This is a genomic window from Streptomyces sp. NPDC042100 (assembly GCF_055582325.1).
In genome coordinates this window covers 61,286-73,605 of record NZ_JBVJDK010000014.1, presented here as the reverse complement: position 1 = coordinate 73,605, position 12,320 = coordinate 61,286, and the positions used below count along the sequence as shown (strand labels likewise).

At 77.8% G+C, this 12,320-nt stretch carries 10 protein-coding genes; 9 read left to right on the top strand and 1 reads right to left on the bottom strand.

Translation table 11 applies throughout. The features are described from left to right. The 8 genes from ACZ6J5_RS28385 to ACZ6J5_RS28350 form a co-directional block, all read left to right on the top strand. A partial coding sequence (locus ACZ6J5_RS28385; RefSeq protein WP_469396182.1) for a DNA polymerase III subunit gamma/tau domain-containing protein occupies positions 1 to 2,013 on the top strand: 2,013 nt, incomplete at its 5' end. A gap of 80 nt (positions 2,014 to 2,093) precedes the next feature. Further along, positions 2,094 to 2,531 (top strand): phage tail protein, encoded by a 438-nt coding sequence (locus tag ACZ6J5_RS28380; RefSeq protein ID WP_362470020.1) that lies wholly within the window; start codon positions 2,094 to 2,096, stop codon positions 2,529 to 2,531. 1 nt (position 2,532) lies between these two features. After that, positions 2,533 to 3,318 carry a CIS tube protein gene (locus tag ACZ6J5_RS28375; RefSeq protein ID WP_469396180.1) on the top strand — a complete coding sequence of 262 codons (786 nt, stop codon included), beginning with the start codon at positions 2,533 to 2,535 and terminating at the stop codon, positions 3,316 to 3,318. After that, a complete protein-coding gene (locus tag ACZ6J5_RS28370; RefSeq protein ID WP_469396178.1) occupies positions 3,315 to 5,156 on the top strand; it encodes a VgrG-related protein in 1,842 nt (613 codons plus the stop codon). The genes ACZ6J5_RS28375 and ACZ6J5_RS28370 overlap by 4 nt, the downstream gene beginning before the upstream one ends. Before the next feature lie 39 nt (positions 5,157 to 5,195). Next, the gene (locus ACZ6J5_RS28365) at positions 5,196 to 5,594 is read left to right on the top strand and encodes a GPW/gp25 family protein (protein ID WP_469396176.1); all 399 of its coding nucleotides are present in this window, start codon (positions 5,196 to 5,198) and stop codon (positions 5,592 to 5,594) included. Positions 5,595 to 5,604: 10 nt separating this feature from the next. Beyond that, positions 5,605 to 7,608: a putative baseplate assembly protein gene (locus tag ACZ6J5_RS28360; protein ID WP_469396174.1), complete on the top strand. Its 2,004-nt coding sequence runs from the start codon at positions 5,605 to 5,607 to the stop codon at positions 7,606 to 7,608. Then, on the top strand, positions 7,605 to 8,216 hold the full coding sequence (locus ACZ6J5_RS28355; protein WP_469396172.1) for a phage tail protein: 612 nt from the start codon (positions 7,605 to 7,607) through the stop codon (positions 8,214 to 8,216). The genes ACZ6J5_RS28360 and ACZ6J5_RS28355 overlap by 4 nt, the downstream gene beginning before the upstream one ends. Continuing rightward, entirely contained in the window at positions 8,213 to 9,643 is a 1,431-nt protein-coding gene (locus ACZ6J5_RS28350; protein WP_469396171.1) for an NADase-type glycan-binding domain-containing protein, read from the top strand. Before ACZ6J5_RS28355 ends, ACZ6J5_RS28350 begins: the two co-directional genes overlap by 4 nt. A gap of 27 nt (positions 9,644 to 9,670) precedes the next feature. On the opposite strand, the gene ACZ6J5_RS28345 is transcribed toward ACZ6J5_RS28350, so the two are convergent. Then, the gene (locus tag ACZ6J5_RS28345) at positions 9,671 to 10,600 is read right to left on the bottom strand and encodes a helix-turn-helix domain-containing protein (RefSeq protein ID WP_469396169.1); all 930 of its coding nucleotides are present in this window, start codon (positions 10,598 to 10,600) and stop codon (positions 9,671 to 9,673) included. 168 nt (positions 10,601 to 10,768) lie between these two features. On the opposite strand from ACZ6J5_RS28345, the gene ACZ6J5_RS28340 reads away from it, so the two are divergent. Further along, positions 10,769 to 12,280, top strand: coding sequence for an alpha/beta hydrolase (locus ACZ6J5_RS28340; protein ID WP_469396167.1), 1,512 nt, complete (start codon positions 10,769 to 10,771; stop codon positions 12,278 to 12,280). Positions 12,281 to 12,320 lie beyond the last annotated feature (40 nt).

The window sequence follows — 12,320 nt, the reverse complement described above, 5'->3', positions numbered from 1 at the left end:
TACGACGGCGCGACCGCCGTACAGCGGGCCACCGACACCGCCTCCCCTCAGCCCACCTCGCCGACCGCCGCCCCGTCGCCCTCGCGGAGCACCGCCGCCGAACTCCCGCGCGCCGCCCGCCCGGTGAGCCACGACGGCGCGACCGCCGTACAGCGGGCCACCGACACCGCCTCCCCTCAGCCCACCTCGCCGACCGCCGCCCCGTCGCCCTCGCGGAGCACCGCCGCCCCGAAGGGCGCCGCACCGTCCCGGCCGGCCGCCCCCGGCCCGGCGGACACCCGGCAGGTCGCCACCGAGCCGTCGCGTGCCGCCGAGCGCGCCGGGAACGGCCCCGCCGCACCCGTGCGGCGCCCGGTCACGCCCGCCACACCCCTGGTCCAGCGGGCGGCGGACGCGCCCGCCGGTACGCCCTCGGTGGCGGTGCCCTCCGCTCCGGCCGCCCCCGTGCGGCCCGGCACGCCCCCGGCGGCGCCCGCCACCCGTGCCGCCGCGCCCGCGCCCCGTACCGACGGCGACGCCCCCGCGTCCGTCCAGCGCGCCGCCCATGCCCCGGTCGCGCCCCTGACCGCTCCCCCGCGAACCGCCGCCGCCCCGGCGGCACCCGCGCCCGGAGCCCAGAACGTCGCGGAGCCGGGTCCCTCCCCGGCCCCGCGCGCACCCGCCGTCCGGCGGGCCGAACCGGCGCACCCGGTCCGGCCCGCCGGAGACGGTGGCCTCGCGCCCGCCGGGCGGCCGGTCGTGGCCCTGCCCGTACGGCGTTCGCTCCTCACCAGCGCCCGCGTCTCGGAGCCGCAGCGCCGCCTGGGCGCCGTCGGCGCGCCCGCCCCGGCCCCCGTCCAGCGTGCCGAGGCCCCGACTCCCGCACCGGTCGAGGCGCCCGCCCCCGCCCCCGCCTCCGTGCCCGCGGCCACGCCCACGCCGGAGCCCGCGCCCGCGGCCACGCCCGCGCCCGCCGGCGTTCCCACCGCCGCTCCCGGCCCCTCGGTGCGCCGCTCCCGGCGCGCCCCCGGTGCCGACTGGAGTACGGCTGCGCCGACCGCTCCCGTACGCAAGGGGCTCGGGGCGCCGGTCCAGCGAGCCGTCGCCGACGCGCCCGCCGCCCCGGCCGGGCCCAGGCCGCGCCGATCGCCGATCGGCCCTCCCCTCACGCCCGCCCCGATCACGCCCGCCCCGGCACCCCTGCCGAGCGCGGGTCCCCCGGCTCCCGCCACCCCGGCGGCCGAGCCGGTCCCCGTGTCCGCGCCGGTGCCCGTGTCCGGGGCCCGCCCGCAGCCGACCGCCGCCGCCCAGCCCCCCGCGTCCACCGGACCCGCCGTATCCCCCGTATCGCCCGGCGCTCCCGGGTCCGCCGCGTCACCCGGGTCCGCCCCGTCGCCCGGGGCTCCCGAGGGCCGCCCCGTGGCCCCGGCCGCCCCGGCCGCCCCCGCCCGCGAGCCCGCCCCCGTCCAGCGGATCGCCATCCCCCGCGCCCCGACGGCGGCCCCCGCCCCGCTGCCCCTGTCCACCGCGCGCCCCCTCGCCCCGCACGCGTCACCCCCGCGCGGCCCCGCCGGGCCCCCCGCCGCCGTGACGCCGGTCGCGGCCCCCTCGGCGCCCGTCGCGCCCGCCGTCCAGCGTTCCGCCACCGCGCCCCCCGTCGTCCCCCTGACCCCGCCCCGGTCCGCGCGGCCGGTGCGGACGCCGGTGGCCGTGCAGCAGGCGCCGGCGGTCGCGGTGCCGGCCGCCACGCCCGCGCCCCTCCCGCCCCGGGTCGCGCCGCCCGCGCCACCGGCGCCCGTGGCCGTGACCCCCACCCCGGTCCCGCCGCGCGCCCCCGTGCAGCGGGCGGTCTCCGGAGCGCCCGCGCAGCGCTCCGCCCCGGGGCCCGCCAAGCCGCCCGAGCCCGCCGCGGAGTCGCCCGCCCAGCTCGACGAGCTGGCCCGGCGGCTGGTCACCCCGCTGTCCCGGCTGCTGCGCGCCGAACTCCGCGCCGACCGGGAGCGGATCGGCCGGCTGCGCGACCACGGGCGCTGACCCGGACCGCGCTCCCCCGACCGACCAGCCCGCCCAGCCCGCCCATCCGAACCCTCCCCGCCGAGTCCGAGAGAACTCCCATGCCCCAGCCCCTGGATCCCGCCTCCACCATCTTCTTCAGACTCACCATCGACGGTCAGGACCTCGGTCTGTTCAACGGCTGCGACGGTCTCGCCTCCGAAGTCGAGGTGGAGCAGCGCCACGAAGGCGGGAACAACGGCTTCGTGTGGCAGCTGCCCACCCGGGTCACCTTCTCCACCATCCGCCTCACCCGCCCCCTCACCCCGGACACCGCCCGGGTCGCCGCCTGGATCTCCTCGCTGGCCACCGGCATCACCCGCCCCACCGCGCAGATCGCCGCGCTGCGGGCCGACAAGTCGGTGGTGGCGCAGTGGGGTCTGGTGGAGGTGCTGCCGGTGCGCTGGACCGGGCCCAGCCTGGACCCGGGGAACCCGGCCGTCGCGACGGAGACCCTGGAGATCGCCCACCACGGCTTCACCGACGCGGGAGGGGCCTGAGATGGCCGCCCCCTCGGGCGGCAAGGCGGCGCGCGGTCTGTCGCGGGCCTCGCTGTCGATCCACCAGCCGCCGACCGACCTCGGCGGTTCGATGGGCGGCGCCATCGGCGAGGTGAAGTTCCAGTTCAACCCGGACCAGTTGAGGCTGAGCCGGTCGGCGGACTGGCACACCGAGCCCGCCGTCGCCTACACGCGCGGCGCGCCGCCGAAGTTCACCGGCAGCCGGCCCGCCTCGATGGACCTGGAGGTGTTCCTGGACGCGTCGGGGACGCCGAGCTCGACGGCCGTGCAGAGCCAGGTCGAACTGCTGCTCTCCTGCTGCGAGGTGACCGCGCAGAGCGTCGACTCCAAGGCGCCGAGCCCGCCTTGGGTGCGCTTCTCGTGGGGGTCGTTCTCGACGGTGCAGTTCGTCGCGTACGTGACCAACGTGGCCGCGACGTACACCCTGTTCAGCCCGAGCGGCGTGCCGATCCGGGCGACCTGCTCGCTGTCGCTGACCGAGGTCGCGTCGGAGACGAAGAAGCAGAACCCGACCTCCGGCGCGCTCACCGCGCGCCGCGTGCACCGCACGGTCGCCGGTGACTCGCTGGCCTCGCTGGCGTGGCGGGAGTACGGCGACGCCACCCGCTGGCGGGTGATCGCCGAGGCGAACGGCATCGACGACCCGATGCGGCTGCGGCCGGGCACCGAGCTGCTGCTGCCCTCCGCCGCCGAGCTCCCGTCGTCCCACGCGCCGCGCCCGTCCTCCGTACGGCCCGCATCGAACCCGACCGAGGGCGCCGCATGAGCGAGAAGACCTTCACCACCGTCCTGCACGTGCAGCTGGACGGGGTGCCCCTGCCCGACCCGCTGGCGGTCCGGCTCACCGAGGGCTGGGTGGACGCGAGCGTCAACGTGCCGTCCGCGTTCCAGCTCACCTTCAGCGACAAGGACGGCACGCTGACGGAGAAGTTCCCGTTCCTGAAGGTGGGCGCGCTGGCGGTGCTGTCGCCGTTCACCGACGGGCGGCTCGGTCCGCCGATGCTGACCGGCGAGGTGACGGCGCTGGAGACGGACGCCGCGCCGACGCTGGGCCGGTATCTGATCGTGCGCGGCTACGACCCGGGGCACCGGCTGCTGCGCAACCGGCGCGTCGAGGGCTATCCGAACATGACGGCGTCCGACATCGTGCGCAAGCTCGCGGCGCTGAACCGGGTGCCGCTCGGGCGGGTGGACGCGACGCCCACGGTGTACGAGCTGGCGACCCAGCCGAACATCACCGACTGGGACTTCCTCAGCAGGCTCGCGCAGGCCAACGACGTGCGCCTCTCCGTCGACCAGGCCGGGCGGCTGGACTTCGCCGCCCTGCCGCCCGCCGCGTCGGCGCCCTCCGACACGACCCCGGCGGCGCAGAGCCCGTACGTCCTCGACTTCGGGCACAACACGCTGCACAGCAGGGTGTCGGTGACGGCCGCGGGGCAGGTCGGCCGGGTGGACGTACGGGGCTGGGATCCTCGGACGCGGCAGGAGCTGTCCTCGCCGACGCCGGCCGTGAGCAGTACGGAGATCGTCTCGGACATCACTCCGGCGCAGCTCGCGACCCCGTTCGGCACGGCCGAACTCACCCTGGCGGACCGCCCGTTCACCACCCAGTCGGAGGTGCGGCAGGCGGCGCGAGCGCTGGCCGACGACGTCACCGGCTCCTTCGCGGAGGTGGAGGTGGCGGTGACCGGCAACCCGGAGCTGAAGCCGGGGCAGCCGGTGGCGGTGAAGGGTGCGGGCTTCCCGTTCGAGGGCCGCTACACGGCGACCGGGGTGCGCCATGTCTTCGCCTCGGGCCGGCAGTTCACGTCGTGGCTGACGGTGTCGGGGCGCCAGTTCCGCTCGCTGTACGGGACGGCGGCGGGCGGCGGCGAGCCGTCCCCGCCGATGCCGGGTGTGGCGGTGGCACTGGTCACCAACACCAAGGACCCGCTGTCGCTGGGCCGGGTCCGGCTGCGTTTCCCCTGGCTGTCGGCGACGTACGAGAGCGACTGGTGCCGGGTGGCGCAGCTCGGCGGGCGCGGCGGCGGCGGGCTGCTGCTGCCGGAGGTGGACGACGAGGTGCTGTGCGCCTTCGACCGGGGCTCGCTGGAGCATCCGTACGTGCTGGCGGGCCTGTACAACGGCGTGGACCGGCACACTCCGGCCACCGACCGGGTGCCGCCGGTCGATCCGACCAGCGGCCGGGTCCAGTGGCGGGCGCTGACCTCCCGCACCGGGCACACGGTGGAGCTGCGGGAGGAGGGCGGCGGGCGGACCCGCGCCTCGCACGGCATCCGGCTGCGCACGGCGAAGGGGAAGCTCAGCATCGAGCTGAACGAGGCCCGGACCACGCTCACCGTCGACAGCGACGGCACCGTGACGATCAGCGGCGCCCGTGGGGTGACGGTGGAGTCGGGGGCCGATCTGACGTTGTCGGCGGCGGGCCGGATCAGCATGAAGGCGGGGCTCGGGGTGGACATCTCGGCCGGTCTCGGGGTGGACATCAAGGCGGGCCCGAAGTTCAAGGTGTCGGCGCTGACCCAGGCCGTCCTCAACGCGCCGTCGCTGATCACGGCGACCGTCCCGATGCCCAATCCGGTCGTCGCCAACCTGCCGTTCTGATGCCCGGAGCGTTGTGATGCCCGGAGAGAGGACCCTTCCATGAGTGAGCATTTCGTCGGCGCGGGCTGGGCCTTCCCGCTGCGCACCGGACCCAGCGGCTCGATCGCCCTGGTCCGGCGCGACCGGGAGATCGAGGAGTCGATGCGGCTGGTGCTGGCGACGGCGCCGGGCGAGCGTCCGATGCGGCCCGAGTTCGGCTGCGCGGTCCACGAGCTGGTCTTCGCGCCGGTCAACGACGCGACGACGGGCCGGATCCGGTACGAGGTGCTGACCTCGCTGGAGCGCTGGGAGCCGCGCATCGAGGTGGAGGAGGTCGTGGTGACCCCGGCCCCGGGCGATCCGTCCACCCTGCACATCGACGTCCGCTACCGGGTGCGCGGCACCAACAACCCGCGCAACCTCGTCTTCCCCTTCTACGTCATCCCCTCCGAGGACTGAAAGAGCCGCCATGGCCCTGCCCGCACCCCATCTCGACGACCGCCGCTTCCAGCAGTTCGTCGACGACGCCAAGCGCTACATCCAGCAGGCGTGCCCCGAATGGACGGACCACAACGTCTCGGACCCGGGCGTCACGCTCGTCGAGGCCGTCGCGCACATGGCCGACCAGTTGGTCTACCGGCTGAACCGGGTCCCGGAGAAGAACCACCTGGCCTTCCTCGACCTCCTCGGCATCACCCTCTTCCCGCCGGCGGCGGCCCACGCCGACGTGACCTTCCGGCTCTCGGCGCCGCAGACCGAGCCGGTGCTGCTGCCGGCCGGCACGGAGGTCTCGACCGGGCGCACGGAGACGGAGGAGGCGGTCGTCTTCGCCACCACCGACGATCTGACGGTGGTCCCCTGCGAGCTGGCGAGGTTCCTGCGCCAGACGGCGGGCGCGCCGCCGGAGGACCGGACGCAGGACGTGCTGGGCGGCGACGACGTGCCCGCGTTCTCGCCGCTGCCGTCCGTCGGCGACCTGCTGCTCTTCGGCCTGTCGGCGGCGGTGCCGGGCTGCGTCCTGGTGCTGGGCCTGGACAGCCGGGTGGACGGCGTCGGCGTGGACCCCCGGATGCCCCCGCTGGTGTGGGAGGCGTGGACGGCGACCGAGGGCTGGGTCGGCTGCGAGGTGGACGAGGACACCACGGGCGGTCTCAACCGGCCCGGCGAGGTCGTCCTGCACGTCCCGGCGGGGCACGCGGTGTCCCGGCTCGGCGGGCACGACGCGGGCTGGGTGCGCTGCCGGGTCGTCCCCTCCGTGGAGGGCCAGCCCGCCTACAGCGAGTCGCCGACGGTGCGCTCGGCGGGCGCCTTCACCATCGGCGGTACGGTGCGGGCGGCGCACGCCGAGACGGTGCGGGACGAGTCGCCGGGCGTCTCGGAGGGCGTGCCGGGGCAGCGCTTCCGGCTGGCCCACGCCCCGGTGGTGAACCGGCCGCCGCTGCTGCTCCAGGTCGCCGAGCTCGCGGACGGGCCGGACGACGGCGGGGCCGCCCCGGACGGTGACGCGGGGCCCGGCTGGCGTACCTGGACCCTCGTACCGGACTTCGCGTCCTCCCGGGCCCGCGACCGGCACTTCACGCTCGACGCGACGACCGGGGAGATCGCCTTCGGCCCGAGCGTCCGCGAACCCGACGGCACGCTCCGGCAGTTCGGCGCCGTGCCGCCCAAGGGCGCGGCGATCCGGGTGGCGCGCTACGGCACCGGCGGCGGCCGGGCGGGCAACGTCGCCCGCTCCTCGATCAGCGTGCTGCGCAGCTCGATCCCGTACATCGCCCGGGTCGAGAACCGCGAGGCGGCGCGCGGCGGGGTGGACGGCGAGACCGTGGAGGAGGCCCGGCTGCGCGCCCCGATCGCGCTGCGCGCCCAGGAGCGGGCGGTGACCGCGCGGGACTACGAGGAGCTGGCGCGCCGCGCGGCGCCGGAGGCGGCGCGGATCGCCTGTCTGGCGGCGGACGCGGCGGAGGCCGGGGACAACGCGGTGCGGGTCCTGGTCGTGCCGCAGGCGGTGCCGGACCGGGGCGGCCGGCTGCGCTTCGAACAGCTCGTGCCGGGCGAGGAGTTGCTGGGGCGGGTGACGGACTTCCTGGACGAGCGCCGTCCGCTGGGCACCCGGCTGGCGGTCGGGCCGCCGTTCTACCAGGGGGCGACGGTGGTGGCGACGCTGCACGCCTTCCGGGCCGTCAAGGCCGAGAAGGTGCGGGCCGACGCCCTGGACGCGCTGTACGCGTACCTCGATCCGCTGACCGGCGGGGTGCACGGCGAGGGCTGGCCGTTCGGGCGTCCGCTGCGCGCGGGCGAGATCTTCGCGGCGCTCCAGCGGGTGCCCGGTGTGGAGCTGGTGGACGAGGTGCTGCTGCATCCGGCTGACCCGCTGACCGGCCGCCGGGGCGAGGCCACGGACCGGCTCGAACTGGGCCCGTCCGCGCTGCTGTTCCCGTTCGACCACCACGTCCGCGTGATCGAGGCCCGGTGAACGGCGCGGTGAACGGCCCGTCGTACGCCGTGCCGGGCTCGGCGCGCGGGACGGTGCCGGGGCTCGCCACCCCGTACCCGCTGGGCGAGGCGCTGCCCGCCGTGTACGCGGAGGACGACTTCGGGCGCCGGTTCGTCTCGGGCCTGGACCTCGTCCTGGCACCGCTGTTCAACGTGCTGGACTCGCTGGAGGCGTACTTCTCGCCCGCGCTCGCCCCGGCCGACTTCGTCGACCACCTGGCGACCTGGGTGGGCGCCGAACTCGACGGCTCCGAGCCGCTGGAGACCCGCCGCCGGGCGGTCGCCGCGGCCGTCGCCCTGCACCGGGTGCGGGGCACCCGGCGCGGGCTCGTGGCGGCCGTCCGGCTCGCCTTCGGCACGGCTCCCGAGGTCGTCGAGAGCGGGGGCGCGCACTGGTCGGCGCGCCCGCTCGGCCCGTTCCCCGGCAAGCCCTCGCCGGGGCTCCACGTGATCCTGCGGGTCGCCGACCCGGCCGCCGTGGACCCGTACCGGCTGCGCGCGGTCGTGGCCGCCGCGCGGCCCGCCCATCTTCCGTTCACCACCACGGTGACGTCCGCTTCCGCACCCGAAGGAGCCCCCACCCCATGAGCGACACCGGCACCACCCGCCCCTGCCCGGACTGCGCCCGTCCGGTGCGGGCGGCGAACCAGTCCTTCTGCGACGAGTGCGGCGCCTTCCTCCGCTGGGACACCCCGTCGACCCGCCCGGCGGAACCCCCCGCCGGGGCCACGGGCACGGCGGCCCCGGCCTCCGAGGCGGCGACGGAACCCCTGCCGGCGGTACGGGAGGGGCGGGCCGAGGCGGACGGCGCGGGCCTGAACGGCGACGGGGGTACGGGCGCGGGCGCGCGCGGGAACGCCGTCGCCGACGGCGGGACGTCCGGGGCGGGCGCGGGGGGCGCGGCGGGAGCGCCGGGAGCGGAGGCGCCGGCGGCCACGGGAGCCCCGGAGGTCTCGGGGTCCTCGTCGGCCTCCGGGTCCTCCCGCACCCCGCAGGGATCGCGGGGATCGCGGGACCCTGAGGGCGCGGGGGTGCCGGAGGGCCCGGACGCGTCGGCGGCGCCCGAGGTCCCGGCGGCCCGGACGGCACCAGCGGCACCGGCCGCCCCCAGCGCCTCGGCCCCCTCGGCTCCCCGGGCGGACACGCCCGCCACCCGCCCGGCCCCTCAGCCGTCCTCCCGCCCCTCCGACACCGTCGCGCGCGCCCTGCTCGTGCCGGTGCCGGAGAGCGACCCGTCGGTCCCCGCGGCCGTGCTGCCGGGGCGGCCGGACGCGCCTCGGCCGACGGTGCGGGCTGCCGAGGCGCCCGTGGTCGCGGCGGGCGGGACGCCGTGCCCGGCGTGCGGGACCGCCAACACCCCCGGCCGGCACTTCTGCCGGCTCTGCGCCACGCCGCTGGTGGCACGGCCGCTGAACACCGCCGAAGGCCCGTACGCCGGGCAGCGGCCCCGGCTCGCCCGGGACCGGGGGCGCTGGATCGTGCGGGCCGCCGCGACGGCGGGCGCGGTGGCGCTGCTCGTCGGCGGGATCTTCGGCGGGCCGCCCGCCGCCCGCGCGGTGCAGGACCACTTCGCCGACCGCGCCCCCGTCCACCCGGCGGCCTGGCGCGCCTCGCACGCGGCGCCGAAGCAGGGTGCCGCACTGGCCGGTGACGGCTACTCCAACACCTGGTGGGGCACGGGGTACGCGGGGGATTCGGCGGGCCAGTACCTGGAGGCGCTGTTCGGCGAGCCGACGGATCTGCTGGCGGTGCTGATCACCCCGGGCAGCGGCAAGAACACCACCCGGGCCGACGGGCAGGCGACCCCGCGCACCTTCGACCTGGTGGTCACGGACGCGGCGGGCGAGCGGCACGTGTCGCAGCACCGGATCAACGACGGCGGCACGCAGAAGATCGAGCTGCGGGTCCGGGACGCGGTGTCGGTGCGGCTGGTGCTGCGCACGGCGTGGCGGGCCGACCCGAGCCGTCAGGTGGCGGTGGCGGAGCTGGAGTTCTTCGGGCGCTCCTTCTCCTGACCCAGGGCCTGATCCGACGGGAACCGTTCAGACAGGCCCGGGGGCCCCGGGCCGCCCGGGGCCGGTCTTGAGGGCCACGCACAGCCAGTGGTGGGTCGCGCCGGCGGTCGGTTCGGCGGGGCCCTCGGCCGGTGCGGTGGCCTCGGCGCGCAGCTCCCAGTAGCGCAGGATCAGCGGGTCCGCCCCGCTGACCATCAGCCCGGCCAGACGGCGCCGGAAGGCCCGGGTGTCGGCGGCGCCGAGGGCGGCGGCGTAGGCGGCGACGAAGCAGTCGAGCTCCTCGCCGGGACCGGGCGGCGCGCCCGCCCGCACGCGGGCGGCGGCGAGGGCGTACGCCTCGCCCAGGCCCTCGTAGAGGACGGCGGGGCGGTGGTCGAGCCCGGCCAGGTGGACCGGCGGGGCGGGCGCGGCGGCGACGAGCGCGTGCAGCCGGGCGAAGGCCAGGACCTGGCCGGGGGTGGGGTCCTCGGGCGGGTCGGGGACGGCGACGGCGACGACCGAGGCGGCGAGCCGGGACGGCAGGCGGACGGGCAGGGTGCGGCGCCAGAAGCGGGCCAGGAGCGTGGTGTCGGGCGGTACGGGCACCGTCCCGAGGAGTCGCAGGCGTTCCGCGCGCTCCTCGGGGGCGCAGTCGTGGAGGAGCCGGAGGGCGGCCTCCTGCCAGCGCAGGGCGGTCAGCCGGGCGCCGACGTCCCGCAGCCGGCCGGCGACGACGTCGGTCAGGTCGGCGTCGCGGTCGAGGACGCGGGCGACGGCGGGGACGGGCAGGCCGAGGCCGCGCAGGGTGCGGATGCGGCCCAGCCGGTCCAGGGCCTCCGGCCCGTACCTCCGGTGACCGCCGCCGCTGCGGCCCGCCTCGGGCAGCAGGCCGAGGTCGGAGTAGTGGCGGACGGTCTTGACGGTGACACCGGCCCGCTCGGCGAGCTCCCCGATGCTCCACAGCACCTCCGGCGCCATGCCGTGCCTCCTCCCCCGGTCGGACGACGCGACCAGGCTAACCGGTGCGCTCGGAGCGCTTGCCGAGGGCGGCTCGGGCTTGAACCTCCCCCAGGGGGAGTTCCTACGGTTCCGGTCCCTGGGCCGTCGGGCCGGGGACGTGCGAGGACATGGGGAGACGAGACGAAGATGACCGCTTTCGTGCTGGTGTCGGGCCCGTTCACCGGGGCCTGGGTGTGGCGGGAGACCGCGGAGCGGCTGCGGGCGGCCGGGGCCGAGGTGCGGCCGGTGGCGCTGACGGGCATGTCGGACGGTCCGGCCGGGGGGCCGGACACGGGCCTGGGGACGCACGTCGCGGACGTGCTGCGGGCGGTGGACTCCTGCGCGGCGCCGGAGGTGGTGCTGGTGGGGCACGACTACGGGATCCACCCGGTGCTCGGCGCGGCCGACCGGCGGCCGGGCCGGGTGGCGCGGGTGGTGTACCTGGACGCGGGGATGCCGGGCGACGGGGACGCGGCGCTGGCGCTCGCCCCGGCGGGGACCGGGGCGCGGGACGGCTTCGTGGCGCCGCCGACGGGCGCGGGGTGGGGGCGCTGGGGCAGCCTGGAGGGGCTGTCGCCCCAGACGCTGGGCCTGCTCGACCGGCTCGCCGCGCCGCAGCCGGAGCGGACGCTGACCGAGCCGCTGCGGCTGGCCGGCTCCCCCTTCGACCGGCCGACGACGGGGGTGCTGTGCACGGCGGGCGGTGCGGGGATCGCGATGGTGGAGCTCCTGGTGGCGACGGGCCCGCCGGAGTACCGGGCGCTGGCGTCGCCCCGGGTCGGCTTCCTCGAACTGCCCACCGGCCACTGGCCGATGCTGTCCGCGCCCGAGGCGCTGGCGGGGGCGCTGCTGAGGGCGGCGGCGGACGAGGGGCACCGGGTGGCGCCGCCGCGTCCGGACGCGGCGGGTGTGGGGGCGGCGGCGACGGGCAGCCCGGACGCGGCGCCCGGCACGTTTCTGCTCGACGTCCCGGAGTGCCCCCGGGAGCGGCGGGGCCGGGTCGATCTGCACCTGCCGGAGTCCGGGGAGCCTCGGCCGGCGGTGCTGCTGGTGCACGGCGGGCCGGTGTCCCCGGCGCAGCGGCCGACGCCGCGCGACTCGGCGACGCTGCTGGGCTACGCCCGGTATCTGGCGGGGCTCGGCGTGGTGGGGGCGACCGTGGACCACCGGCTGCACGGGCTGGAGGACTATCCGAGGGCGGCCCAGGACGTGGCGGCGGCGGTCGAGCTCGTACGCGCCGATCCGCGGGTGGACGGGGACCGGGTCGCGCTCTGGTTCCTGTCGGCGGGCGGACTGCTGTCGGCGGACTGGCTCGGGGCGCCGCCGTCGTGGCTGCGCGCCGTGGCCCTGAGCTATCCGGTGCTCGCTCCGCCGGAGGCGTGGCGGGCGGTGGACCCGGCGTTCCGCCCGGCGGAGGCGGTGGGGGCGGCGAGCCCGCCGCTGGTGCTGATCCGGGCGGGCCGGGAGCACGAGGTGTTCGCGGCGGCGGTGGAGGCGTTCCTGGCCGTGGCGGGGAAGGCGGGGGCACGGGTCGAGGTGGTCGACGCCCCGCTGGCCCGGCACGCCTTCGAGACCCTGGACCACACGCCGGACACCCGCGCGGCGGTGGTCCGGGCCGCGCGGGCGGTCGTGGACGAGCTGCTGCGGCCGGAGGGCTGACGGGCGCGGAGCGGGCCGGGGCCGGGGGGGCCGGATCCCG